Raw genomic sequence first — 25,684 nt, 5'->3', positions numbered from 1 at the left:
AAAGTCTGGGGATTCGGTTCAGCGAGGGAGATGCAACTTCACAATGTATAAGTACATTCTCGGCGCAACTGCCGCAGTCACGACGATGGTCGCCCCGACGATCGCGTCGGCCCAGATGCCTCTCGTTAAGCTGTCGCATACCATCCAGCTAAAGGCCGGTGTTGACCGCTTGCACCCTCCTGTGGTGACCGATGTCGAAGTTCACCCGGCCGGTAAGATGATGGCGGTCGCCGGTGATGATCACTATGTCCGAATCATGGAAGTCTCGACGGGCCGTCTGATCTTAACGCTCCGTGATCATGCCGATTGGGTTTGTGCCCTCCAGTTTTCGCCTGATGGAAAAACCTTGGCAACCGCCGGCAAAGATCATCAACTTCTCTTGTGGGATGTTCAAGAGAACATTCAGCTACGCAGTCGAAGTACATTTCCTTCGGTCGTCAACGACTTAGATTTCAATCACGATGGCACCCAACTGGCCCTGGCGGGCTTTGACAAGTCGATCGCGATCTATGATGCCCAGACCGGCAAGCTAATTAAATCGCTTGAAGCGGACGGTAATGATTTGCGTACCGTTCGTTTTTCGCCAGATGGAAAGCTTGTGGCAGCGGCAGGACGCACCGGCGTCATTCGTATTTGGAATGCTGCAACCGGTGAACATGTCCAAGATATTCGTGCTCACGACGATCGTATTTATGCACTAGCCTTCTCTGAAGATGGCGAAAAAATCGTGAGCGGTGGAGAAGATCGCCAGCTGAAAACGTTCATGACGCAAACCGGCAAGCAACTCGCCGCGATCTCGACTGGGGATGCCAAGGTCTTTTCGGTTGCGCTTGTGCAATCAGACAAGGTTGCCACCGGTGGAAGCGATAACCAGGTTCGGATGTGGAATCTGGAAACACTCAAAGAAGTCGATCACTTGGCAGGCCACAACGGCACTGTCGCAGCTTTGACTACCCATGGGCAAACAATGATCTCAAGCGGATTCGATACGACAATCCGCGTGTGGGATTTGGGTGGTCAGCATAATCCCCCCCCCGTGTTAACGGTTCCGGTCAGCCGTTTCTCGAACTAGTTCGGTCACCATTTTCGCACGGATGCGAAAGTAAGGCAGAGGAGTCGCCTGATGGGTTTCCATTATCAAGACGCATTGCGTCGTTTTCGTAATTTCTTTGGTGGTGGCAAAAACGTAGCCCTCAATCGTCCTGTCCGCAGTCGCGGTCTCGAAATGCTAGAAGCACGCCGTGTTATGGCGGCTGATACGATTCAGTTGGGTGCCGTTTATCATGAAGAGGACGGAGCCGGTGGTGACGAACACGGCGATACGTTCATCGTTACCTTTGATGGTGGCGCCGCTGGCACGCAACTGACTCGCTTGATCATCGATGGCGATCAGATCGAGAACTTTGGCAACCTGCCGGGGTTAAGCTCTGGGGATATGATCTTCGATATCACGCCGGGCGGGCTAGGGGCTGATGCGTCATTCCCTTTCAAAATAATTTCCGCCGATGGAATCGATTCGGTAAAGGCGATCGTCTCGGATGGTGGAAGCCTGCTGATCCTGGAATTTGAAGGCTTCGATGCCGGGGAAGAACTTCGGTTCTCGATCGACGTTGACGAAGTTATCATCTACGATCCTAGCAACCCAGCAGAAACGCTGATCGATCCGATCGCATCTGGGGCCGAGTTCCATGGGACTTTGATGACCGGGGAGTTTTCCGCCCAGCACTACAAAGATGCCACGGTTAACACGAAGTTTTACGACCAATACGACGCCAAATTGATCGCTTCTGGTTTGGATTTGCCAGCGGACGATTCGACGGGGCACCGCGATCGAACCGACGGTGCTTTTGGTTCTGTCGTCCAGGACCCGTTGCCTATTAGTATCAGCGGTACCGTCTACCACGACCCGAACCTAAGCCTCACGCAAGATGCCGGAGAAGCTGGGATCGCTGACGTATCGTTAACGCTGTGGAAGAAAGAAGACGGCGTTTTTGTGAACACTGGGCATACGGTTACGACCGACGCCAACGGCAATTACGTCTTTGGTGAAGAACTCGGACTGAAGCCGGGCACTTACCAGGTTCGCGAAACACAACCGACTGGCTACTTCAGCGTGGGCGCGGTTCCGGGAACGGTGGAGGGGGCTTCGACCGGATCCACGGTTTCCGGCGATCCGGATGTATTGACGGAAATCAGTATTCCCCTGGGTGGCACGTCAGCGGTTGACTACGACTTTGCCGAAGCAACCCCGGCCATGATTGACGGCTACGTGTATCATGACCGCGATAACGATGGGATCAAGGAAGCCGGCGAAGAGGGGATCGCAGGCGTGCAGATCCGCGTGCAAGGTGTCGACGTGCTTGGCAACCCTCAGTCGTTTACTGTAACAACCGACGCCAACGGTTACTACAAAGTGACCAATATGCCTCCGGGTGTGTACGAAGTGCTGGAAGTCGTGCAGCCGCCCCCTTATCAGGATGGTAAAGACACCGCAGGTACCGTCAACGGAGCCACCAAAGGATCGCCTAGTAATCCCGGAGATAAAATCTCTGCCATCTCGCTCAAAGGAGGAGAGTCGGGGGTTAACTATAACTTCGGCGAAATCCGACCAGCTGAAATTCGTGGCCGGGTTCAGCTAACCGATCCAGATGGGAATTGCTACGGCGATGGGATCGAGACGGCTCCGGTAGAGGGTGCGGTTATCAACTTGTACGATAGCAACGGCACGCTCATCGCTACGACCACAACCGATGCCAATGGCGAGTACTTCTTTGGTAACTTGCTTCCCGGGACGTACACCATCGAGGAAATCACGCCACCCGGTTTGATTGATGGTGGCGATCATGTGGGGACGATCGACGGCATAAAGGTCGGTCAACTTGATGGTAACGATCGGGTCGCGGGCATCGAACTTCTGTCGGGCGATTCTGGCGTTCACTACGATTTCTGCGAACACCTCCCCGCTAGTTTGTCCGGGTACGTGTATCACGACCGGAACAACAACGGTATTCGCGAGGCAGGCGAAGAAGGAATTGAAGGAACGCTCGTTCAGCTTTTCGACGAGAATGGGATCCAAGCAGGTCTGGCGATCACCGATGCGAATGGCTTCTACGAGTTCGTTGGTTTGTCCAAGGGGCAGTACCATATCGTCGAGCTACAACCGTTTGAATATGTCGACGGTTTGGACACAGCAGGAACCATTTTTGGCACCACTGTGGGATCTGCCGTAAACCCAGGTGACGAAATCAACACGATTGATGTCAAATGGGGTGACGAAGGTATCGAGTACAACTTCGGCGAAATCAAGCTCGGCTCGATTAGCGGATACGTTTATCACGATCAGAACATTAATGGTTTCAAAGATGGCGGCGAGGAAGGAATTCCAAGCGTCACCGTGACGCTGATCAATACCGATACGAATGAAACGTTAGTGACGATCACTGACGCCAACGGTTACTACGAGTTCAACGATCTCGTGCCAGGCAACTATCGCCTCATTGAAACACAGCCAATCGAATATCAAGACGGGCTCGATTCCGCAGGGACGATCAACGGTTCGATTCGAGGCTTGGCCGTAAATCCTGGCGATGAAATCAACAGCATTTCGATCGGTAGTGACGAGCACGGTGTCAACTACAATTTTGGTGAGTACCTGTATGCTTCGATCTCGGGAAGTGTCTATCTAACCGATGCCGATGGCAACTGCGATCACGAATCGGAGACATCGCGTCCTCTTGCTGGGGTCACCATTCAGTTGTTCGATGCGGATGGTAATTTGCTGAAAACGACTACGACTGACACCAGCGGTGAATACTTCTTCGGAGAATTGCTGCCAGGCACGTACACGGTAATTGAGATCACTCCTCCTGGTTTAATCGATGGGGGGGATCACATTGGTACAATCAACGGGATTCATGTCGGCTCCTTCGGTGGAAACGATGTCATCGAGTCGATCACACTGACGGCAGGCCAGCATGGGGAAGAGTACGATTTCTGCGAGAGTGAACCTGCCGACCTGTCTGGCTATGTCTATCACGACCGAGACAACGATGGGGTTCGTGATTCTGGCGAAGAAGGCATTGGCGGAACGACGGTTCAGCTGTTTGACAAAAACGGCAATCTGGTCGACACACTGGTTACCAATGCCGATGGTTTCTATCACTTCACCGGATTGTCTAAAGGTGAATACCGCATAGTCGAACTACAACCGACGAGTTATCTCGACGGCTTAGACACGGCAGGGACAATCGCCGGCGCAGCAGTCGGTTCGGCTACGAATCCGGGCGATGTGATTCATACGATTGAATTGAAGTTCGGCCAGTCTGGGATCGAATACAATTTTGGTGAAGTGCTACCCACGTCGATCGGTGGTTTTGTTCACGTCGATCCGAACCAGGATTGTGTATTTGATCCGGATGAAGATCCGATTGTTGGGGTCACGATTACGCTGCTCGACGGAAACGGCAATGTAATTGCAACCACGACTACCGACGCCAACGGTCACTATACGTTTACCGGTTTGCCTCCGGGAACATACACCGTGGTCGAGACACAACCGGATGGCTACTTTCAAGGTGGACAGATCGATCGCAACGGCTTGGCTGACGCTACGGAAACCGATCGAATCTCACGCATCGTGACGCATTCTGGGGAGCATCTCGACGAACACAACTTCTGCGAGATTCCACCGGCAGCACTCTCGGGGTATGTCTTTCAAGATGGCAATGTTATCTCAAGTGCAACTGGTGAATTGCCAGAAGATATCTCGTCTATTCGCGACGGTCTGCGGACACCTGACGATACACCGCTAGGGAATGTTGTTTTAGAGCTGCGCGACGGTTTCTCAGGTTTGCCGATCATGGGCAACAGCGATTCGGTGTTGCAAGGCATCTATGGTGACGGGCCCATCCGGATAACGACCGATGCCAACGGCTATTACAAGTTTATTGGCTTGAAAACGGGGTTCTACGCTGTTTATCAGTTGCAGCCAGAAGGATTCGTCGACAGCATCGATACGGTCGGTACTACCGGCGGGTTAGCCGTTAACCCAGGGACTTCGTCCGCTGAGATTTCCTCGTTGGCGGTTAGCCCTGGCAATGATGCGATCATTCGTATCTTTGTTGTGGGAGGGACCGAATCGCGGGAAAACAACTTCAGCGAAGTACGCGTGATTCCTTTCATTCCACCTCCGGAAATTCCGCCTGGAATTCCTCCGGTAACACCTCCTCCGGTTGTTACGCCTCCACCTTCGCCTGAGTTGCTACCTCCGGCGCCTTTATTGGCATTGCCTTACGAGGTCTTACCGTATGGTGGAGGAGCCAACGGGTTCACTTGGCACCTGAGTGTCGTCAATGCTGGCGATCCGCGTGGTAAAGAGCCGGTTGCTTCTTCGGACGCCCCATACTGGTTAACGTCGGCCAATGGGGATTTAAACCCTTGGAATACCGAGAACCTAAGCGAAGCACGCTGGACACTACAACTCGAAGGGGAGGACGGCGAGGAAGCAGAGCTTCTCAGTCGCCTATTTGGATCGAAGAATGCCATCCCCGTCGCAGGTGACTTCAATGGTGACGGAGTTAGCGAACTTGGCGTCTTCATCGATGGTCACTGGTTCATCGATTTGAACGGCAACGGCCAATGGGACGATGAAGATATGTATGCCAAGCTGGGGCATGATGGAGACCAGCCGGTCGTTGGTGATTGGGACGGTGACGGCAAAGACGACATCGGTATCTTTGGCAAGGCCTGGCCGAACGACCCTCGTGCCGTGAAGGAAGACCCCGGCCTACCGGAAGCGACCAATCGGATTGTTTCGCTCGAAAAGCCGAAGAACATTCCTCCCAAGATCGAGCATGCCCCGCTGGGTACTCGCGTGCTGAAAGTTGCTCAGTATGGCAAGTTCCGGCAGGATCTGATTGATCATACATTCCACTTTGGTGTGGGGGGAGACTTTGCTCTCGCCGGAGATTGGAATGGGGACGGCATCAGCACCATTGCCGTTTTCCGGAACGGAACCTGGCACATCGATAGTGATGGCGATGGTCGCTGGAACCCGGAAGTTGACGCAGCGTTCGATTTCGGGCAAGCCGGGGATATTCCGGTTGTCGGAGACTGGAATGGTGACGGAGTCGACGAGATTGGTGTCTTCCGAGAAGGACACTGGATTGTCGACGACAACGGGAACGGTGTCGAAGACTCCACCGATAAGGTGTTCCAGCTTGGGGAATGGGACGACGTTCCCACGGTAGGCGACTGGGACGGCAACGGAACGGACGACCCTGGCGTATTCCACGCTCACAAGGAAGGTTCGGTGACCGTCGCCAATCGCAAGGCGGGCTAGTACCATTGCAACGGTTGCTATTGCCTGACGATGTTTACCTCGGGCGGTAGATTGCCAACGAACCACGAGAACCCCTCTTCGCCGCGAAAATGAATGCTGCGTAGAGGGGTTTTTTCGTCGGGACTGAAAATGCGTACCCGAAACGCTTCCATGGAAATGCTTACCGCACCAGGCCACCCCCAAACGTAACGGCCACTGTTGTACCAGTCTCCTTCACCCTGTTCGAGCGTTTGCCACTTACCGTCGACTTTGGCTTCAATCGCCCAAGCGGTCTTTGGCTGTGGTTGATTGGGATAAGTGCCAGAGAGGGTAATGAAGTTCACCGAGACTGGTTGTTGCCAGGTTGCCGTCCAAGTGACTCCGTTCTCTTGGGTGAGAACGCCGAGGTCTGCCCCGCCACCGACGCCAATCTCGTGCCACTGCGAGTTTGAAAGGAATTTCTGAGACTCTGGGAGATAAATCAGGTCGCTTGGTTGACCTCGTTTGCCTGCAGCGAAGTGATCGACATTGGTGCTAATCTGGGCTGTCGAAAGAAGGTTCTGAGCATCTTCTGACAGCACGATCTTTTCGGGAGAGACGAGCCCCGCTCCTGAGATCAATTCGGTTGTGGGATCTTCTGGCGGTTTGGTGAGGGTGAGATAGGCGAACAGGTCGACGATCTCCTCCGGCTGAAGCTGTTTTTCTATCCCTTCTGGCATTAATGACGTATCGGACGTCTTCATGAGATCGACATCGTCACGAGCAATCGTTTCTTGCTTGCCACCTTGCATCTTCAAGACAACGCGAGCATCGCTGTCTTCTATGAGCAGCCCCGAGAGCACGCGTCCGTCAAGTGTCAATACGTTGACGGCCTGATAGTCTTTGCCGATCACTAGACTGGGATCGAAGACGTTCGAAAGCAATTGATCTAAGTTGCCCCGACCATTAACAGTGATTTCAGGACCAACCTCTTGCCCTTTCCCATGTAGTTTGTGGCATTGTCCGCACAGCTTGTTGTAAACTTCCACTCCTTTATGCGGATTGCCTGGCTGAGACGTAACCAGCCTACGCATTTGAGAGACAACAAAAGTTCTGGAAGGATCTCGGCCACTGCGAACGGTCCCATAGATCTCGTTGATCTTGCTGGCGACGGTAGGGCTGGAAGTGCTCGCCAGACGCTGAAGTTGATTGATGCTGAGTGTGTCTTTATCGAGTTTGCCATCTTCAATCAGGCTGAGCAGCTGCAAAGCCCAAGTTGGTCGTTGGAGGAGAACCTCGATCGCCTTAGGGCGGTTTTGTGAGGAGAGGGAGTCGAGCCGTGGCAAGAGTAAATCGGCTACGACATCAGAATCGGACTTGCCCAACGTTTGAATCACTTGACCGACTTCGGCCTGGTCTTGCTGAGCGGTCTCGAAGTATTGACGGATTAAATCTAGCGATTCTGGGTGCCCCGTGGTCAGTAGCGAATCGAGAGCCGCGATACGGCGTGCGACCGGCTGTTGGGGGGAAGCGAAAACCTGAGGAACAATTTGCATTGCCGCAGGGTCGTGCCAGGCCAGGGCAAGGTTGGCCGCGTTATAGTAGCCAGGATGACTGGGGCCTTGCTCGAGGATCTTAGAAAGAGAATTGGCGAGTTCGGTTTTCAATTGCGTTAGTCGTTCGCCGGTCAGTTCTCGCGATTGTGCTTGCTCGGCGATCCGCTGCAAACAGGTGGCGAGTTTCTCTTGCTGACCTGGGTGAGCCGCTAGTAATTTTACGAGGGTTGCTACGTGCTCGACCGAGAGACCCGGCGTGGCCAGGATGCGGTCGGCGGCTCGCGGAAGCAGTGCCAAAGTCGTTTCACTATTTGCGAAACGATCTTGGGTCATCAATGCGAGATATTCAGGTGTCTTGGTGGCCAACAGCGGGTGCAGGTTTTGCCAGACGATTTGGGGAATGAGTTTGTCTTGAGGGGAGTTGTGGAGGACTTCTAGGAGAGTAGGGATGGTCGGTAGGTTGTTTAATTTGGGAGCCTGAATCGCAACTTCCAGTCGCACATCTGCAGACGAATCGTTAGTGAGTTGTTGTATCTGCTTTGCAATCTCGGGGTTCGTTGAGGAGGAATTTCCTTGGTAGCGTACCGCCCAGCGACGTAGCTGCGGTTGATCACTTGCCAATAATTCCAGAGTGAATGCATCACTCACTTGTCTTGCCCCAATAAGTGACCATAACGCATGCAACCGCGTTTTAAGTGACGCGGAAGAATCAAGCACCAACGATTGAAGTGGGGGGATCGCTGCTGTACTGGCACGCTCACTCAAGACTCGCTGGGCCATGTCGCGATAAAACCGATTGCCGGAATGGAGCCGGGCGATCAATTGCTCGTCCGATTCACGAGACAGATCGAATGGCTTGGCCCGGGGCGTGTCTTGATAACGAACGCGATACAGCCGTCCCTTCAAGCGATCGACATCACCTGGCCGGGCCATCGCATCTTGGTAACAGTGGTACCGGTCGTACCAGTCGAGGATATAAAGGCAACCGTCGGGGCCCGTCTTTTGGTCGACTGGCATGTGCCAAACGTCGTTCGCCGTGAAAAAGTCGGGACGTGGTTTGGCGAAGTAGGTGCTGCCGTCACGCTGAAGAACATCGACATTCACGCAGCCACCATGGATATTGCCCATGTACAGGCAATCGCGATACGGTTCAGGGTAGGCATCGCTATCGAAGTACTCGATTCCGCAATAGGCGGCCATTTGATGCTTGTGTTGGACGATCGATTCAATCTTCCAAGTATGCGGTGGATAGGGGCCACCTTGGCGGTGGTAGTAACCACTTTCGGTGAGATGCCAGAGATGATCGATGACACAAGCACTAACGAATGCTTGACCGTTCGGATCGAACGCAATGCCCCACGGGTTGCTCGTGCCTTCGCAGAACAATTCAAAGTCACGCGTGCGGGGATCGATACGAAATAGTGCGCATGTGAAGATGTAATCTTTCCCACGATGTTTCACATGACTGTGATTGAAAACACCGTTGAGCCCGTAAAGGTAGCCATCGGGCCCCCAAGTCAACGAGTTGGGAAGTTCATGCGTGTCTGTGCGGCCGAAGCCAGTGACGACGACTTCCGTCTTGTCTGCTTTTAGATCGCCATCGGTGTCTTGCAGAAACAAAATATCAGGGGCATTCGCCACCCAGACCCCCCCGTACCCAACGGCAATTCCGGAAGGAATATTGAGCCCTTCAGCGAAGATGGTGACCTTGTCGATCGCTCCATCTTGGTCGGTGTCTTCCAATACTTTGATTCGATCGCGGCCTGGTCCTGGTTCGTGACGAGGATACTCGAAACTCTCGGTCACCCAGATTCTTCCTTGCTCGTCGAAGGTCATGGCCACCGGATTGAGAATGTCCGGTTCCGAGGCAACGAGTTCTACGGAAAACCCTGCCGGGACATCCATCTTTTGGATCGCCTCTGGCGGAGAAAGAGGTGGCCCGGGGATGCTTTGTTGTTTACGCGGAATGAACGGAGCCTCTTTTTCAGCCGACACAGCAACGGTTGGCAATGCACAAAGCAAAACGAAAAGAGAAACCAATCCAAGAGAATTTTGGCCAAGCGACATGATTAAATAAATTTCAAATGGGAGGGATTCGCAAGAGAAGAAGGGGAGGGGGAAAGCTCAATTTAAAAGACAAAGGGGGGAGACGCCAATCAAAAAATGAAACGTCCGTAGCGAATTTTTGCTGGTAGCTTGGAGCAGTAGCGGAGGCAAATCAACCTAAATAGGCTGCTGCGATCACCACGCCCAGCACGATCCAGATACCCAGTTGCTGCTCGGAAGGGGCGTAAAATAGAGCGATCCCAATACCAATCAAGGTGAGCGTCGTACCGAACAAAGAGGCAATTCGACGGAACATTTGCATCTGTTGGTATTCCGCCCCCACGCGTGCCTCTCGGGCTCGGAGCGGGCTCCAGATTTCCGCTTCCATTTTTTTGCGTTCCAAGGTGAACACCATCTTTTCGGCTCGCAGCGATTCGGTCGCTTCTTGTAATTGCTTCTTTTCTTCGGCAGAGACGTAGTCGATCGCCTGTAACTGATCGAGGCGTTGTTGCAGCGGAAGGAGTTGCGATTTTTCGCGTTCGTTAAACTCTTGTTCGGAAATCGCTCGTTCGCCAGTAATGCCTTCGATACGTGCTTTATCAATCCGATCGCATCCACGTGTGAAAACGATACAGACCAAGCCGAATAAAATGCCTGACTTCGCGATCTGCATCAGCAAACCGCGATCGATATCCGAGGGAATCTCAGGCGGTGGAGCTTTCATCGGAGTCGGTGCCGCGTGCTGAGGCGAGCTCGACACAAAACCAGGATCACTACCGCGGTTCTTGCGCGTTTGAAAGAGGCCATCTATCGTTTGGGCTGGGACCCAGTCTGTGTATCCGGTACACCAGACTAACGTATCGGCTTTGATCACTCTTTCTTCCGCCAGTTGCCAAAACTTCGTTGCCGACACCGGGCCGACATGGGCATCATCAACTGCGTAGTACCAGCGCAGTTCAGATTGAGTCGAACTAGAAGAGGACGTCGGCATCCCAGTCCATTCCATTTCAACAACGACAAAAGACAAGGTGAATTGAGGAGTAGTTTCTTCGGGAGAACGATATCCGGCAGCGTTTGGCAATAAGCGGTGAAGTTGAAACTTCTCTATCTTTATCAAGAGTTATTGAATTTGGCCAACCGTTGCAAGGAAAATTTCGTGAGTTTAAACTTTCAAACAGTCGTCCTCCCGGCAGATCTGTTACCTTTATTCTAGCCGTTGGAGTGTCGTGCTGCCATTATCCGGCTTCTGGCTATTTCCCTTGAAATTGGATCTCTTCATGTTTATGCGTACCCGTGTCCTGACGATTGTGCTGGTCTGTATCGGTTGGGCCATACCAAGCTTCGCTGCTGAGAAAGACGCCAATTGGCCTCAATGGCGAGGCCCTGATCGGGATGGAAAGTCGACCGAAACGGGACTCTTGGCTAGTTGGGAAGAAAAGCAGCCGGAACTGCTTTGGATGGGAGAAGGACTCGGCCAAGGGTATGCCAGTGTGTCAATTGTCGGGGATAATCTATACACGACCGGTAACTTTGACGATGGCCAAGCAGTGGTCTGTTTTGATCTGAAGCGGAAAAAAGTCGCCTGGAAGCAGTTCCTAACCTCGCAGGTGCCTGAGCACGGCTACAGTGGTTCACGCTGTACACCAACGGTGGATGGAAACGATCTGTATGTTGAAATGTCAGATGGCACCATTGCGCGGCTAAACCGGATGAACGGTAAGGTTTATTGGAAGAAAAACCTAATGGAGGAGTATGGTGCCTCGAAACCGCAATGGGGATTTGCCGAGTCACCACTCATCGATGGAGACCGACTAATTTGCGGTGCCGGTTCGGCCAAGGCGTTGTTGGTTTGCTTAGCCAAGAAGTCGGGCAAAGAAATCTGGAGCACGCCTGGCGCCGAAGCGGATTTAGGCGGCAAAGGTAAAGATGAAGCCGGTTACTCTTCGACCTTGGTTTGCAATGCTGCCGGTAAGAAGCAATACGTCAAGCTGATTGGACGTGGGGTGATCGGAGTCGATGCTGCCAATGGGAAATTGCTTTGGTCGTATAACCCGGTCGCAAACGACACGGCAAATATTCCTGACCCGATTATCTCAGGAGATTACATCTTCACTTCCACGGGCTACGGAACGGGGGCTGCCTTGTTGCATCTGACGAATAACGGCGGCGAAATCAACGCCGAAGAGGTTTATTTTTTGAATGCTAACGAGTTTCAAAACCACCATGGCGGCATGATTCAAGTCGGCGACTACATCTACGCAGGGACGAAACACAACAAGGGTTTTCCGACTTGCGTAGAGATGAAGACGGGCGAAATTCAGTGGGGAGGCGACATTCGTCCCGTAGGAAGTGGCTCGGCGGCCGTTACTTATGCGGATGGCAACTTAATTTTCCGCTACCAGGACGGCACGTTAGCGCTGATTGAGGCCAACCCAAAAGAGTATGTGTTGAAAGGCTCGTTCAAGCCAGAATACCAAGAACGCGAGAGCTGGTCGCATCCCGTCGTCGCGAACGGCAAGTTGTATCTTCGCGAACAAGACAAGTTGATGTGCTACGATCTTGCCCCTTAATTTTCAGGGCTCCATGCTAATGAAAGGTCGCTAACACCATTTTGGGCGAGCTTTTTTGTGGTGTCTTCTGTCCCCTCCTAGGGGTTTTTATGGGGGCAGTGTACATCCATTACTGCTATGATTAGATTGGGAAGTCTTCCGAAAACGGAATTATTTACCAATCCCAAGAGTTTTTCATCCCACCAAGCGAGTTATCCGCCAATGACGAAACATTCTACCTTTTCTCTTTTAGGCTTGCTCGCGATGGCAAGCTGTATGGTTAATGTCGTCGCAGCCAAAGAGCCAGGTGCGACCGACCCTTCTCATTTCAAGGTTGCTGACGGATTCAATGTCGAGCTACTGTACTCGGTTCCTAAGGATCAACAGGGCTCTTGGGTCAGCATGTGTATCGGCCCAGATAAGAATCTGATTGTCTGCGATCAGTACGGCAAACTGTACTCGGTCGAGGTGCCACCCCCAGGAGAAAAAGGGGAAGTCGTTGTCACGCCGATCGATGTACAGATTGGTGGGGCCCAAGGTTTGATCTGGGCTTTTGACAGCTTGTATGTGGTGGTCAACAGTGGGCAATTTCCCAGTGGTTTGCACCGTGTCACCGATAGCAATGGTGACGGCAAGCTCGACAAAGTCACCGAACTGCGAAAGCTGAACGGTGGGGGAGAGCACGGCCCACATGCGATTATGGTTCACCCGGATGGAAAGAACTTGGTGATTGTTTGCGGTAACCAGACCGACTTGACCAAGATCGATTCCTCGCGAGTGCCGCAAGTTTGGGACGAAGATCTCGTGTTGCCTCGCATCTTCGGACGTGGCTTCATGCGGGACAAGATGGCCCCAGGGGGTTATATCTGCAAGATCGACCCAGAAGGTAAGAATTGGGAAGTATTGGCAACCGGTTTCCGCAACGAATACGACGCCGCGTTCAACCGTGATGGCGAGCTATTCACCTACGATGCCGACATGGAATGGGATTTGAATACCCCTTGGTATCGACCGACGCGTATTTGTCACGTCGTTAGCGGGGCTGAATTTGGCTGGCGTAATGGTTCGGGCAAGTGGCCTGAATACTACGAGGACAGCGCACCAGGCTTGGTGGATATTGGTCCTGGTTCTCCGACCGGAGTGACGTTTGGATATGGAGCCGACTTCCCGCAGAAGTATCAAGACGCCTTTTACGCGTGTGATTGGAGCTACGGCAAGCTCTACGCCGTCCATCTTGAGCCCAACGGAGCAACTTACAAAGGTACGCCTGAAGAGTTCATTACCGGGACACCGTTGCCGCTGACGGATATTGTCGTTAACCCGCACGACAAAGCGATGTACTTCACCGTTGGTGGTCGTAAAACGCAATCAGGTTTGTATCGGGTTACCTACACCGGTGACAAAGCGCAAGAAGCCGTCGCAGAGACGGGCCTGACCGACGCGCAGAAACTTCGCCGCGAACTTGAAAAACTGCATGTTACCCAGGATGCTGCCGGTCTCGACTTGGCATTGCAGAATTTGGGAAGCGAAGATCGATTCCTCCGTCAAGCGGCACGAATCGGTTTGGAACACCACAATCCTGCCCAGTGGCAAGATAAAGCACTGGAACTGAACGACACCTATTCCGTGATCGAAACAGCCATCGCATTGGCCCGCGTCGGAGACGATTCGCTACGTAATAAGTTGCTGGATAAGCTCGATGCCATCGATTACGCCTCTGCCACCAAGCAGCAAAAACTTGGTTTGCTGCGTGCTTATGAACTCGTGCTCATACGAATGGGGGACGACGCAGAAGTGCGAGATCGCTACTTGAAGCGACTTGAACCGTTGCTGCCCGCCGAATCTCCGGAAGAAAACCGGATGTTGGCCGAATTGTTGGTTCGCTTGCAGTCGCCAACTGCTGCCCCGAAACTGGTGGCCTTGTTGGAAGCCTCGCCGACTCAGGAAGAGCAAATCGAATTGGCCAAGAGCATTCGCTTGCTCAAAGCTGGTTGGACCGACGAATTACAAGAACGCTATTTCAAATGGTTCCACAAGGCTGCCAGCTACCGTGGTGGTGCCAGCTTCGATCTTTTTGTCCAGGACATTAAGAAGGAAGCTGTGGATAACCTTTCCGACAAACGGAAGCAGGAATTGGCCTCGGTCCTCGAGTTCAAACCTCAGTCCAGCGCGCCGAGCTTTAGCGGCAAGCCACGTACGTTGGTCAAGAAGTGGACGGTGGAAGACTTGGCTGGTATCGTCGAGCCAGGCAACCTTAAACAACGCAACTTCGACAAGGGACAACAGTTATTTGCCGAAGCAAGTTGCTTTGCCTGCCATCGTTTTGCCGGCCAAGGTGGGGCGATTGGTCCCGACCTGACAGCTCTCTCTGGCCGCTTTAGCCCGCGCGACATCCTGGAATCGGTGATCTTGCCCAGTAAGCAGGTAAGCGACCAATACCAGGCCATCAAAGCGTTGACCGATGACGGCAAAGTGGTTGTTGGGCGAATTGTGAACCTGAATGGCGACAACATCGCGATCAACACGAACATGCTCGATCCCAACGCGATCACCAACGTCAATCGCAATCACCTGGAAGAGATTGTGCCGTCTGAGCAATCGATGATGCCAGAAGGTCTGCTTGATAACTTCACCGAAGAAGAAATCAAGGATCTCATGGCCTACATGCTTTCGCGTGGTGACCGCGAGAATGAAATGTTCGCCAAATAGGTTGCGATATCCATTTCACAAAGAAAAAAGCCACGATGCCAACGGTATCGTGGCTTTTTTAATGGGCGAGTGTCAGGCAATTGGCAAGAAACAAAAAAGGACTTGCGTCTGATTACGCAAGTCCTTGCTATTTAAGAAGTGCCGAAGAGAGGACTTGAACCTCCACGTCCGTAAAGGACACTAGGACCTGAACCTAGCGCGTCTGCCAATTCCGCCACTTCGGCTTTTGTGGTGAGCAGGAAAGAACTATTTATGCCTCGCCAACCTTGTTTGTTCAAGGACCCCCTGGGCCAAAATGCTCGTTCGCTAGTCAATTTCGGCTGAAAATCCGTTGCGACCGTCCCTATTGTGCCGCTAAGGGGAAATCAAACGGCTTTCAGCTGAGCTTGGCGTGCGGCAATGTTGGCGACCAAAGCCTTGATCAACGCAACGATGTTTTCGTGTCCGTATAACTTGGGGTCCATATGGAACAGAGAGTGTTCCAAAACGTTCTCGAGATCGACCCGGCGTAGGTCGCTGCGGTTCAGGTGGCGCATACTCCAATCGGGGAAAACCCGACGCTCATGTTCGCCCAGCATGACTTTGTTAATGACATCATGACGGGGGTCTTGTTCAATCGTCCCCATCAAATGCAAAACAGACTTTTGTTCACCTTCCAGATACTGGAAAAAAACACCATGGTCGTAGCACAGGTAGCCCGTGATCCCCAGTGCAGCATTTTTTGCTGAAGCATGGGTGGCTATTCCGTCAAGGTCGAGGTTGGGGGTGTCGACGGTACTGTAACTTGCATACGCGAGCGCAAACACGCGAGATTCCCTTTCTTGGTTTCGGCTAACGATTATCGCAACCGATAGGTCCCCTAGTTGCCGTAAATAGGACGTTCCTGCCGGAATAACAAGCTAAGTTGCCCTCCCCGAATGGCAAATTAGGATTGTCGGTTCCGGAATTTCGTATCTAGGGGATAGATGCGTGGATGTGACAAGGTAGCGATTGAGAATTTGTCACCATACAGTCTTCTTAACATACTTGATGTGTAAGTTGACCATGGAGTGATTGTATTCAGGGGGGGGAGTGTTGGTAAACCAGTATTTTTTAAAGAAGTCGATTTTGCCGCTCAAACACCCCCATTGGGGCTGTCAGTTAGGTTCTTATTTCGTGTTTAAGCCTCTAATTCGAGGGATATTGGCCGGAGTGGCTTTCTTTTTGCCTCTATTTTGTTTCGCCTGGGTTGCGGCAGACGACCTGTCCAATGCAAACACCGAGTCGCCCCGCCCATTTGGAATTCAGGTAATCGATGCGGAGACTGGCCGTGGCGTTCCCTTGATCGAGCTTCGCACGACAAACGGTATTTGCTTGGTGACCGACAACGCTGGCTGGATTGCTTTCGACGAGCCAGGTTTGGTTGGCCAGAGAGTCTTTTTCTCCGTTGAAGGCCACGGCTATGAGTTTCCCCCGGATGGATTTGGAATGCATGGCCGCGCCTTAGTAGTCCAAGCAGGCCAGACATCGCAACTAAAAGTAAAACGCATCAACATTGCCGAGCGACTCTATCGAATCACGGGACAAGGTCAGTTTCATCACTCGCAGCGTTTAGAAATGCCCAGCCCCTGGAGGTATGCCAACCTGAATGCTCAAGTCATGGGGCAAGATTCCACCCAAGCGGTCGTGTTGGGAGATCGGGTACTGTGGACTTGGGGAGACACAAATCGTGTTTCTTATCCTTTGGGCAACTTCGGTTCATCCGGGGCTTGGTCCCGTTTGCCGGAGAAAGGTGGGCTTTCTCCCTCTGTCGGTATCGACCAACAGTACATCCGCGACGACGCAGGCTTCAGCAGGCCGCTGTTCCACAACGATCTGAAAGGAACGGTCGTGTGGATGCACGGCTTATTCACCCTGAAGGACAAGCATGGCCAGTTGAAAGCGGTAACGCATTACTCGGTACGTGAAGGGCTAGGAAAGGAATCCGCTAGTGGGCTTGCCGTCTTCGATGAAACACAAGAGCGGTTTCTGCAAGTCAATCAATTTCCGCTAACCACTAAGCTCTTTCCGCGGGGCCAAGCTTTTCAGCATCAAGAGGGTGGGCAAGAGTACATTTACTTTGCTACGCCTTACCCATTAATACGCGTCCCGGCGAATTGGGATGCGATCTTCGATCCTAAGCAGTACGAGGCGTGGACTTGTCTGAAAGAGGGATCCGATTTTGAGGTAAGCCAGCCTGCCCTTGAACGTACAACCGCAGGAAAGCTCGATTATGCGTGGCGGAAAGATACTGCGGTCGTCGATGCCGAAAGGCAGCAACAATTAGAGCAGGCCGGACATCTCGAGCCTGGGGAAGGTTGGCTTCAGACTCGTGATGTCGACCACGGGAGACGCGTGGTTTTGCATCGCGGATCTGTCCGTTGGAACACGTATCTAAATCGATGGGTAATGATTGCCACCGAGATTGGAGGAGAAAGCTCGAACCTCGGTGAAGTCTATTTTTTGACCTCTCAGACAATTCCTGGTCGTTGGGAGCAGGCGAAGAACATTGTTACCCACAATAAGTACACCTTCTACAATCCGGTACATCATGTTTTTTTGGACGAAGCAGGTGGCAAGCTAATTTACTTCGACGGGACTTATACCAAACAGTTTTCGCGCACCCAATCTCCCACGCCTCGTTACGACTACAACACGATCATGTATCGCCTAGATCTTTCAGATCAACGGCTAAATTCCGTCATCCTGCCTTAGTTTCTTTTCGCGGCTCCTGCCGACCGGAATTGTGTCTGGCCGGGCCTTTTAAAGAATTTTCTTCCAGCCCATTCTGGCCGGCGGCTTATTGGCGCAACAACTCTCAAGCAAATTATGGCAGGTTGATATGCCTTGAGCTCTGTTTTAGTGTCGTAATTCTCGCGAAACGGCAGTTCTTTGAGGGGGGTGGCGTGTTGTCAATAAACTACGGCTTAATACAATTAAAACTCAGGCACTTTATTTTATCTGTAAATAATGTGGCAGTTAAAGCAACAATTGTTTTCTTTTCTGAGGTGATCATGAGGATACGACGTTTTCGTGAAGCAGGTTTCACGCTAGTAGAGTTGCTGGTTGTGATTGCGATTATTGGTGTTTTGATCGCGTTATTGCTTCCTGCCGTTCAGCAGGCTCGCGAAGCTGCTCGGCGTATGCAGTGTAGTAATAACCTCAAGCAGTTGGGGCTCGCGTTCCATAACTTTCACGATACGTTCGGTAGTTTGCCACCGGCTGCGCTTGCCAATGAGTATGCCAGTTTTTACCCGCTAATTATGCCCTATCTGGAAATGGGCAACACGGTCGAGCAGATTGACCTAACCCGGAAGATGACGACGGGAGCCAACGATACTTTTATTAAGTCGGATGCCTCGGCAGTCCCGATGGTGCTTTGCCCCAGCCGTCGCAGCGGTACCCAGATTTCTGAACTCGGGGCAGCAACCGATTATGTAATCACCGGCAACCGAGAGAGCACCAATGAGTGTGACCGGCTGGATTTGGATAACGCAACTCCCGCTCGGCACTATAGCGCGCTTATCCTTGCCAAGAATGGCAATATCGACAGCAACGGCGTGTTGACCAATTGGAAGTCGCAAACCAACTTTGCCAGCATTACCGATGGCCTTTCCAATACTTCGGTTTTGGCCGAAAAGCACGTGCCAACTAGTTCCATCAACAAGCATGCCCGAGACGGCGACGGCACGCTTTACTACTGGTACGTTAGCGATTGGAAGACATGGATGATCATTCGCAACTCGAAGTTTCCACTGGCACGAGGGAGCAATGATAAGAATCAAGATTACCAAAAGAAGTTAGGAAGTTATCATCCTGGTATCTGCCAATTTCTGATGGCCGACGGAAGTGTCAAGAACGTGCCCACCAATGTGAACTCTGAGTTCACATTATTAATGGCCGATCGACGCGATGGTCGTGTTAATAACTACGATCAATAGCGTTTTGTCTTTGCGTTCATCTTAACCTGTGGCCTTGATTGTGCTTAGGCTGCAGGTTTTTTTATTGAGAAGCGGCTGAACTCCTGTGCCCCATTAGGAACAATACCCCCATGAAAACATCCCATGTTTCATTTTGTCTTTTGCTCGTAGCGACTTTTTTGCTTACTGCTTCTGGCTGTGGAGGCAGCGGCGGACCAACTGAGAAGGTAACCGGTAAGGTCACGTTCAAAGATGGATCAACCGTTTCTGGGGGCATGATCGTCTTCTCCGATTTGGTGGAAAACTCCAGCTCGGTTGGCTATATCAAAGAGGACGGTACTTATACCTTAGGCACCTTTGACGAAGCAGATGGTGCTCCGATCGGCAAGTACAAAGTGACCATTGTCGGTAATAGCGAATATGGAGAAAAGTCTGCAATCGCTACTCGCTTTGGCGAGCAGGGGCAAACCCCGCTGAAAGCAGAGGTAAAAGCAGAGGAGAACACGATTAACTTTGAGGTTGAACGCAGCCGTTAATCGTTCTGATTGTTTGTAGAGTTGCTGTGTGCTCGCCTGCAGAAAGAGATCCGCTGCAGCGAGCCTCGGTGGCCGTGAAAAATAGTTCTAGGAACCGGTTTGTTATTGAGAGATTGATCCCGTAATTGGCAGTCTCTCGTTCTTTTTGCGTAGAGCTGAAGTTCTTCTAACCAGCTCGGCGATTGGCATCGGAAGTCGACTCTTTGCCGTCCGAGAGCACGCGAAGTTGTGGGCGACTGACATCGACGCCACGGCCCCGTGTGCGAGCCTGAATGAAGCCTCGCTCGCTTTCTGCCAGAAAGTCTGCGAAGTGCAGGGCAGGGCTTTGCGGGAACTCGCGTCGGACACGTTCCAGAGCTTCGCGATTGGTGAGGTTCGATCGAAAGATAATTCGATAAGCTCGTTTGAGATCGGAAACTTGTTCCGGCGAGAAGCCGTTTCTTTTTAGGCCGATCAGGTTGAGGCCGACCACCAAGCTGCTGCAGCCATCGACGGTTACGTAAGGTGCGACATCCTGAACGACGTGAGCCTGACCGCCAACCATGGCGTTACGGCCAACGCGGCAGAACTGGTGTACCGCAACGGCACCGCTAACGTAGGCCCGATCTTCGATCACAACGTGGCCACCAAGCATTACGTTGTTCGTGATGATGGTGTTGTTGCCAATGATCGTGTCGTGGCCGACATGCGATTGAACCATCAGCAGGTTATTGTTGCCGATGACGGTATTCTTGCCCGGAGCTAAACCTCGGTGAATGGTCACGAACTCTCGGATGACATTCCCCGTACCAAGGATAACTTCCCCTAGTTCCATTCCAGCACGTAGATGTTGCGGGGGACCGCCGATGACGGCATGCTCGTGAACTTTGTTCTCAGGGCCGAGCTGCGTCCCTTTTTTGATCGTGACAAAGGAGTTCAGCTCGCACCGATCTCCAATTTTTGCATTTTCTTCGACCACACAGAACGGTCCAATCGTCACGTCCTGGCCAATTTCCGCGGTAGGGTGAACGATTGCGGAAGGGTGGATCTGAGTCACAGCAAATCCTTTTGCTGAAGGTCGAAGACAAAAAAATCGAGAGGCAACCACAAGCTGAGCGGCCATCCTGGCCTTCGCGACTTGCGCTTAACCGTCTTAGATACGCTTATCGGTAAAAACTGTCCAGCCCGATCGATCGAAACCAATAAATTGCCCACGACTTCCTCTGATTTAGCCAATGCTGTCAGCGCCATTGAAAGCAAGTCAACGCTAGCGGCCCGTGTCAAATTGGGGAGTTTGCCCTATAATCGAGGAACGTTCCCTCAACCCAACCCCGACCTCATTAGAACGATTGTGAGCCCATGTCTGAAACGTCTGCTCTCTATAACGAAGGCGAAAAACTGCGAGACGAAGGGAAATACGCCGAGGCGGTCGAGAAATTCCAAGCTGTCTTAGCTGCGAAACCAGACCATGTCCTCTCGCACATGGCCTTGGCCGCAACCTACAGCAACCTTGGCCAATTTGCAGAAGCCTGTCAACACGCGGAAACGGCCTGTCAGCTGGAACCCAACGACTCGTTCAACTTTGTTGCTCTGAGTGTGACCTACCAGAAGGCCTTCGAGGCGACGCGCGATCCGATGTATATCGAGAAAGCCGAACAGGCCAAGCATCACGCTAGCATGAACCAGAGTGGAATGTAGTTTCGCACGTCATTGCTACCTAGCTGTCAATTTGAATTCCAGCGTCGTCGATGTGGTACGGGATAATCTCGTCGGTCGCGGCGCTGCCTCGGTGCTTACTGATATAGAGGGCCCGACGGATTTTGGTGCCGTCGAGAATCTTACCCATATAGATCACCGTGTTAGCACCAGAGAGAAGGTCACCTTCGTCCAGGTTCCGAGAGATAAGATGCTCGAGCATCGCTTCTTTTGAAGTTTGCAGCATCATGCAGCCAATTTCTTCACTGGCGTAGTTGTGCTTTTCAGCCGCTTCGCTGTTCTTGCGATAGAGTTGGCGAAACAGGTCACGCGCCACCCAGAGAGGATCTTTGCGCAGGACTTGGTGATAGACGTACTCGAAGAGTTCGATCTGCATTGATTCTGCAGGAACATCTACGGGTTCCAAGCCATCGATCACCACACGACGGCAGCCTCGCGTAAAGTTGCCGTAGAGAAATCCAATCGTGGTGGCCAGCTTTTCGTTGATCTGCTTCTGCCAGTGCCCTAGTTCGTCCCAGTCCATTTCACGGCGAGAAACCCGCTTGCCCTGATAGTCGAATACATGCAGCATCTCGCCATAGGAAACGCTGGCATCGTAAAAGTTTTCGAGGTCAGGAAGCTTGCTTGCATCGGCGATAGATGGCTTCCAGGCGAACATTCGTTCGGCGTACTCAACGTGGCTTTGCGAGTCGCCACGGGTACTCATATCGAAGAAAATCCCTTTGTGCCCATCGGCTGCCTGCCCGGCGTGATTAAATTGCACGCCGAGTTGCGTCTTGCCAATTCCGGTAGCCCCAATAACCAGGGTGAGGGTCCCGGGAATGAGACCGCCACCCAGATGTTCATCAAGCTTCGGGATACCAGTGGTTTGTCTTTTGGCAGGCATAGCATTGAGGCCGCTTATCGATCTGAAGTGTAGCTAGGGCAAACGCTATAGACTACCAATCCATATGCGATCCGCCCAGTCGCCCCTGCTCTCGGCAGTTACTCCTTCGAGTTTATAAGCCCTTGGGCGTTGGTTTTTACGCGGCATAAGTACCTGTCAGCGGTCATGTAGAGCGTGCCGTCTGGTCCGAAAGCACAATTCGCGGTTCGTTCGCCGGTGCTGATGCGTCCCAATAGATTGCCTTCTGGACTCAAGACCAACACACCGCCAGGACCGGTTGCCCAAAGGTTGCCTGCGGTATCGACTTTCAAGCCGTCACTTCCCCCTGGACGTTTGCCTCGCCAGTTGCCCGCATCGTAAAACATTTTGCTGGCACCAACGGTGCCATCTTCCTTTAGCGGAAATGCCTTCCAGTGGCATTCTTGGGAGTCCGCCACGTAGAGGGTCTTTTGGTCAGGCGAAATAGCAATGCCGTTCGGGCGTGGACATTCTTTCGTGAGGAGAGTCAGTGTGCCATCTTTGGAGAGGCGATACACGCCACAGAAATCGAGTTCCGCTTCCGGTCCATTCAACCCGCCTGGCAGGCCGTATGGAGGGTCGGTGAAATAGAGATTGCCTGCGGTGTCATAAACTAAATCGTTCGGGCTATTGAAGCGTTTCCCATCGTAGTGCGAGACCAACACACGGCGTTCGCCATCAACAATCTGAGTGATGTTGCGATCGCCGTGGCAGCACATGGTTAAATGCCCTTCCGGAGAGATTGCTAGGCCATTGGTGCCAGGCTCCTTGCCGTCGAACTTTTGGGCGCCGGTGTAGCCGGAAGGCTGCATGAAAACATCGGTTCCTGTGCCGGGCTTCCACTTGACGATGCGGTTGTTGGGGATGTCGCTGAAAAGAAGGTATTCCTTCTCCGGTACCCAGACGGGGCCTTCTGACCAGGCAAATCCATCCGCGAGAACCTCAATCTTCGCGTCTTGCGGGACCATCGCATCAAAGGCAGGCTCAATCCGTTCAATTTCGCCAATCGTCTTAATCACGTCATCCGCGAAAACCGGACGGATCAGGGTTAAGCAAACAAGCAGGCCTGCGGCGCATAAGGAACTTCGCATGAGGGGGCAACTCCGGTGTTGGGGGAAAGAAATCATCGAGGCAGGAAGGGAGATAGAAGAGAAATTTATCGTAACTTGCTTGGCAGCACGAAGCAATTCGGGAGAGTCAAATCAAAATCGTAGCGTTTGCTCGTAAATGCCCGTTTCACGACTGATTGGCGACAGGAAAAGAGGGTGCGTGCGCAGCACTTCCCTAAGGCCAAAACTTCCTGTGTCGCTTTGTATGTCATGCAAGTCGCTCAGCATGACATGGCGAAATCGTTTTTAATCAAAAACCTTTGATTTTGGGCTCGAAAAACTACAATATAGATACATTGGAATGTATTTTGCACTTGGTATTCCCGCTTCGTGGCTTTGCCCTTCCTTCATAGCGAGATAGGTCTGATTCATGTCGGATGCTTCTGCCCCGATTTCTCCTCACGCCACGGTTGCTGCCAATACTCTTCCTAAGATCGAAACCTCTGCTGAACCACGTCGGGGATTGCTCCATACGGCTGCGCGGGCGGCTTATCGCTCGACCGCGTTCTTGACGTCGTTTCTCTTTCATTTCGTGCTGCTGTTTGCCTTAGGTATGTTTGCGCTGACCGGGATGGATAAGGAGCGACAACTTCTGACGGTTATCGAGCCTGACATGGCCAAAGAAGAGTTGGAGACGTTCGAGATCGATTTAGATGAAATGGAAATCGTTTCGACCGAAATGGCGACGGCCAGCTTGCCTGCTTCGGAACTCGGCATGGGCGGTGCGGTTGAAGCATCGATGTCGGCGCCGGTTCTTGAACAGGAAGCCATCGATCCCACCGAGCATATCAAAGTCGAATACGATGCCGTTGCGATGATTTCTAAAGACACGGACTCGCTCATTCGCGAGATTCCTTCCGGTACGACGATAGGCTCGGCTCAGGAAGTCGTTTCCGATTATCAAGAAGCGATGGATCAGATCACGCAAGAGTTGGTGTGGATGTTGTCCAAGAATAAGGTACTCGCGATTTGGCTGTTCGATCAGTCGGAAAGCATGGTCGACGACCAGAAACGCATCCGCGAGCGCATCGGAAGGGTCTACGCTGAGCTTGGCCTAACAACCGAAGGTCAGGGGGATATGCTGACGACATCCGTGGCTAGTTACGGCCAAGGCTTTCAACTGCTAACTAAGGCCCCCACGTCCAATCTCAAAGAAATTCAAGCGGCGATCGACGCGATTCAAGTAGACCGTTCGGGCGAAGAAATGAGCTGTGCAGCAATGCTAGAGGCGATGACGCTGCACAAGAAGTATGCCCAAACGGCAGAACGCAAAGTGGCTTTGATCGTGGTCACCGACGAAAGTGGCAACACGGCGAACAATCAGGCTCAACTGGAAGCGACCATTGCTTTTGCTAAGAAAATGGATTGCCGTTTGTTTATTATGGGGCGAGAGGCCATGTTTGGTTATCCATATGCCCACTACGAATGGCGGCATCCGTACGATGGCGAGTTACACCTTTTGAAGATCGATCGTGGCCCCGAGACCGCCTTTGTCGAGCAGCTTCAAACCGATGGATACGGCCAACGCTGGGATGCGATGACCAGCGGTTTCGGTCCATACGAGCAAGTCCGTATGGCGAAGGAAACTGGTGGTCGCTTCTTTATGCTGCCCGGTCAGGAAGACAAAATTCATTACGTCACCGATCGGAAGTATGAGCCAGCGACGATGAATCTCTATCGCCCTGACATGCGACCCCGTGAAGATCAAGTTGCCGATATTAAGAGAGATCCGCTGAAGGCTTTGGTTACGAAAGTGGTTTACGACCTCAATCCATTCCAAGAGGATCGAAAGGATGTCTTAACCATTCGGCGCTGGTATAGCAAAGAGCCAACAGAAATCGCAAAGCAAATTCGGATCGAGCAGACGCAAATTATGCCGTATGGGCAATATCTGGATGCTGCGATTGCAACCCTAGAGAAAAGCATGAAGCTGCGGAACGATTCAACTTCGTTGCGTTGGCAAGCCAACTTTGATTTGATGTTGGGGCAGTTGTATGCCTATCGTTGCCGGGCTTACGAGTATGGCGTCAGTTCCGAGATGTTCTTGCAGAACCCGATTCCGCCAGATCCGAAACGGGCCGAATATCTTGAATTCCGCGGCTGGGAACTTCGTACGCGGAAAGAACTAGTCGCTGGTGATAAAACCTCGTCCGATGCCGAGCGAGCCAAAGAGCTTTTGACGAAAGTGGCAGAAGAGTACAAGGGAACGCCTTGGGCAACCCGCGCTTCTTGGGAAATCAAACGCGGGTTTGGTTCGGCAATAGTGCCGTATTATTTTGATGTGCGGAATCGCAAGCCTGGGAACATGGAAGTGCCTATTCCTAAATTGTAGTGACGCAGCAAC

15 protein-coding genes and 1 tRNA gene are annotated in these 25,684 nt (G+C 52.3%); 9 read left to right on the top strand and 7 right to left on the bottom strand.

What is annotated here, in order from left to right; genetic code table 11:
* Positions 1–43: 43 nt before the first annotated feature.
* Positions 44–1,072, top strand: coding sequence for a WD40 repeat domain-containing protein (locus DTL42_RS16800; RefSeq protein ID WP_114370037.1), 1,029 nt, complete (start codon positions 44–46; stop codon positions 1,070–1,072).
* A 51-nt stretch (positions 1,073–1,123) separates the two neighbouring features.
* Entirely contained in the window at positions 1,124–6,340 is a 5,217-nt protein-coding gene (locus DTL42_RS16795; RefSeq protein ID WP_114370034.1) for an SdrD B-like domain-containing protein, read from the top strand.
* A gap of 17 nt (positions 6,341–6,357) precedes the next feature.
* Here the strand turns inward: DTL42_RS16795 and DTL42_RS16790 are convergent, their stop codons facing one another.
* Together DTL42_RS16790 and DTL42_RS16785 are read right to left on the bottom strand one after the other, a co-directional pair.
* Positions 6,358–9,921: a PVC-type heme-binding CxxCH protein gene (locus DTL42_RS16790; RefSeq protein WP_114370032.1), complete on the bottom strand. Its 3,564-nt coding sequence runs from the start codon at positions 9,919–9,921 to the stop codon at positions 6,358–6,360.
* Between the two features lie 151 nt (positions 9,922–10,072).
* Positions 10,073–10,891 (bottom strand): DUF4339 domain-containing protein, encoded by an 819-nt coding sequence (locus tag DTL42_RS16785; RefSeq protein WP_158545432.1) that lies wholly within the window; start codon positions 10,889–10,891, stop codon positions 10,073–10,075.
* 286 nt (positions 10,892–11,177) lie between these two features.
* Between DTL42_RS16785 and DTL42_RS16780 the strand changes: the two genes are divergently transcribed.
* Complete coding sequence (locus DTL42_RS16780) at positions 11,178–12,470, top strand: PQQ-binding-like beta-propeller repeat protein (RefSeq protein ID WP_114370027.1); 1,293 nt, start codon at positions 11,178–11,180, stop codon at positions 12,468–12,470.
* A 243-nt stretch (positions 12,471–12,713) separates the two neighbouring features.
* Positions 12,714–15,158 carry a c-type cytochrome gene (locus DTL42_RS16775; protein ID WP_199590161.1) on the top strand — a complete coding sequence of 815 codons (2,445 nt, stop codon included), beginning with the start codon at positions 12,714–12,716 and terminating at the stop codon, positions 15,156–15,158.
* A 139-nt stretch (positions 15,159–15,297) separates the two neighbouring features.
* On the opposite strand, the gene DTL42_RS16770 is transcribed toward DTL42_RS16775, so the two are convergent.
* Together DTL42_RS16770 and DTL42_RS16765 are read right to left on the bottom strand one after the other, a co-directional pair.
* Positions 15,298–15,382 (bottom strand) — tRNA-Leu (locus DTL42_RS16770).
* Between the two features lie 141 nt (positions 15,383–15,523).
* Entirely contained in the window at positions 15,524–15,964 is a 441-nt protein-coding gene (locus tag DTL42_RS16765; RefSeq protein WP_158545431.1) for a BLUF domain-containing protein, read from the bottom strand.
* 349 nt (positions 15,965–16,313) lie between these two features.
* On the opposite strand from DTL42_RS16765, the gene DTL42_RS16760 reads away from it, so the two are divergent.
* The 3 genes from DTL42_RS16760 to DTL42_RS16750 all read left to right on the top strand — a co-directional run bounded on the left by DTL42_RS16760 (position 16,314) and on the right by DTL42_RS16750 (position 19,632).
* A complete protein-coding gene (locus DTL42_RS16760) occupies positions 16,314–17,891 on the top strand; it encodes a hypothetical protein (protein ID WP_147274313.1) in 1,578 nt (525 codons plus the stop codon).
* A 299-nt stretch (positions 17,892–18,190) separates the two neighbouring features.
* The gene (locus DTL42_RS16755) at positions 18,191–19,117 is read left to right on the top strand and encodes a DUF1559 domain-containing protein (protein WP_114370019.1); all 927 of its coding nucleotides are present in this window, start codon (positions 18,191–18,193) and stop codon (positions 19,115–19,117) included.
* Between the two features lie 110 nt (positions 19,118–19,227).
* Positions 19,228–19,632, top strand: a complete 405-nt coding sequence (locus tag DTL42_RS16750) for a hypothetical protein (RefSeq protein ID WP_114370017.1) — start codon at positions 19,228–19,230, stop codon at positions 19,630–19,632.
* A gap of 166 nt (positions 19,633–19,798) precedes the next feature.
* On the opposite strand, the gene lpxA is transcribed toward DTL42_RS16750, so the two are convergent.
* Positions 19,799–20,668 (bottom strand): acyl-ACP--UDP-N-acetylglucosamine O-acyltransferase, encoded by an 870-nt coding sequence (gene lpxA / locus DTL42_RS16745; RefSeq protein WP_158545430.1) that lies wholly within the window; start codon positions 20,666–20,668, stop codon positions 19,799–19,801.
* Between the two features lie 302 nt (positions 20,669–20,970).
* Here lpxA and DTL42_RS16740 point away from each other — a divergent pair, with 302 nt between their 5' ends.
* The gene (locus DTL42_RS16740; RefSeq protein WP_114370013.1) at positions 20,971–21,309 is read left to right on the top strand and encodes a tetratricopeptide repeat protein; all 339 of its coding nucleotides are present in this window, start codon (positions 20,971–20,973) and stop codon (positions 21,307–21,309) included.
* Positions 21,310–21,328: 19 nt separating this feature from the next.
* On the opposite strand, the gene DTL42_RS16735 is transcribed toward DTL42_RS16740, so the two are convergent.
* The gene (locus DTL42_RS16735) at positions 21,329–22,213 is read right to left on the bottom strand and encodes an RAD55 family ATPase (RefSeq protein ID WP_114370011.1); all 885 of its coding nucleotides are present in this window, start codon (positions 22,211–22,213) and stop codon (positions 21,329–21,331) included.
* A 98-nt stretch (positions 22,214–22,311) separates the two neighbouring features.
* A complete protein-coding gene (locus DTL42_RS16730) occupies positions 22,312–23,322 on the bottom strand; it encodes an SMP-30/gluconolactonase/LRE family protein (protein WP_114370009.1) in 1,011 nt (336 codons plus the stop codon).
* Positions 23,323–23,710: 388 nt separating this feature from the next.
* On the opposite strand from DTL42_RS16730, the gene DTL42_RS16725 reads away from it, so the two are divergent.
* Positions 23,711–25,672 (top strand): vWA domain-containing protein, encoded by a 1,962-nt coding sequence (locus DTL42_RS16725; protein ID WP_114370007.1) that lies wholly within the window; start codon positions 23,711–23,713, stop codon positions 25,670–25,672.
* Positions 25,673–25,684: the final 12 nt, after the last annotated feature.

The sequence above is a fragment of the Bremerella cremea genome (genome assembly GCF_003335505.1).
Taxonomy (GTDB): Bacteria; Planctomycetota; Planctomycetia; order Pirellulales; family Pirellulaceae; genus Bremerella; species Bremerella cremea_A.
Note: the sequence above shows the minus strand (reverse complement) of the source record. Positions and strands in the feature narration are given on the sequence as shown.

Bases quoted from the DNA above. Each gene is read 5' to 3' on its own strand.
- DTL42_RS16800 (WP_114370037.1), top strand. From the start codon at position 44: ATGTATAAGTACATTCTCGGCGCAACTGCCGCAGTCACGACGATGGTC.
- DTL42_RS16795 (WP_114370034.1), top strand. From the start codon at position 1,124: ATGGGTTTCCATTATCAAGACGCATTGCGTCGTTTTCGTAATTTCTTT.
- DTL42_RS16790 (WP_114370032.1), bottom strand. From the start codon at position 9,921: ATGTCGCTTGGCCAAAATTCTCTTGGATTGGTTTCTCTTTTCGTTTTG.
- DTL42_RS16785 (WP_158545432.1), bottom strand. From the start codon at position 10,891: ATGCCGACGTCCTCTTCTAGTTCGACTCAATCTGAACTGCGCTGGTAC.
- DTL42_RS16780 (WP_114370027.1), top strand. From the start codon at position 11,178: ATGTTTATGCGTACCCGTGTCCTGACGATTGTGCTGGTCTGTATCGGT.
- DTL42_RS16775 (WP_199590161.1), top strand. From the start codon at position 12,714: ATGGCAAGCTGTATGGTTAATGTCGTCGCAGCCAAAGAGCCAGGTGCG.
- DTL42_RS16755 (WP_114370019.1), top strand. From the start codon at position 18,191: ATGAGGATACGACGTTTTCGTGAAGCAGGTTTCACGCTAGTAGAGTTG.
- DTL42_RS16750 (WP_114370017.1), top strand. From the start codon at position 19,228: ATGAAAACATCCCATGTTTCATTTTGTCTTTTGCTCGTAGCGACTTTT.
- DTL42_RS16740 (WP_114370013.1), top strand. From the start codon at position 20,971: ATGTCTGAAACGTCTGCTCTCTATAACGAAGGCGAAAAACTGCGAGAC.
- DTL42_RS16735 (WP_114370011.1), bottom strand. From the start codon at position 22,213: ATGCCTGCCAAAAGACAAACCACTGGTATCCCGAAGCTTGATGAACAT.
- DTL42_RS16730 (WP_114370009.1), bottom strand. From the start codon at position 23,322: ATGCGAAGTTCCTTATGCGCCGCAGGCCTGCTTGTTTGCTTAACCCTG.
- DTL42_RS16725 (WP_114370007.1), top strand. From the start codon at position 23,711: ATGTCGGATGCTTCTGCCCCGATTTCTCCTCACGCCACGGTTGCTGCC.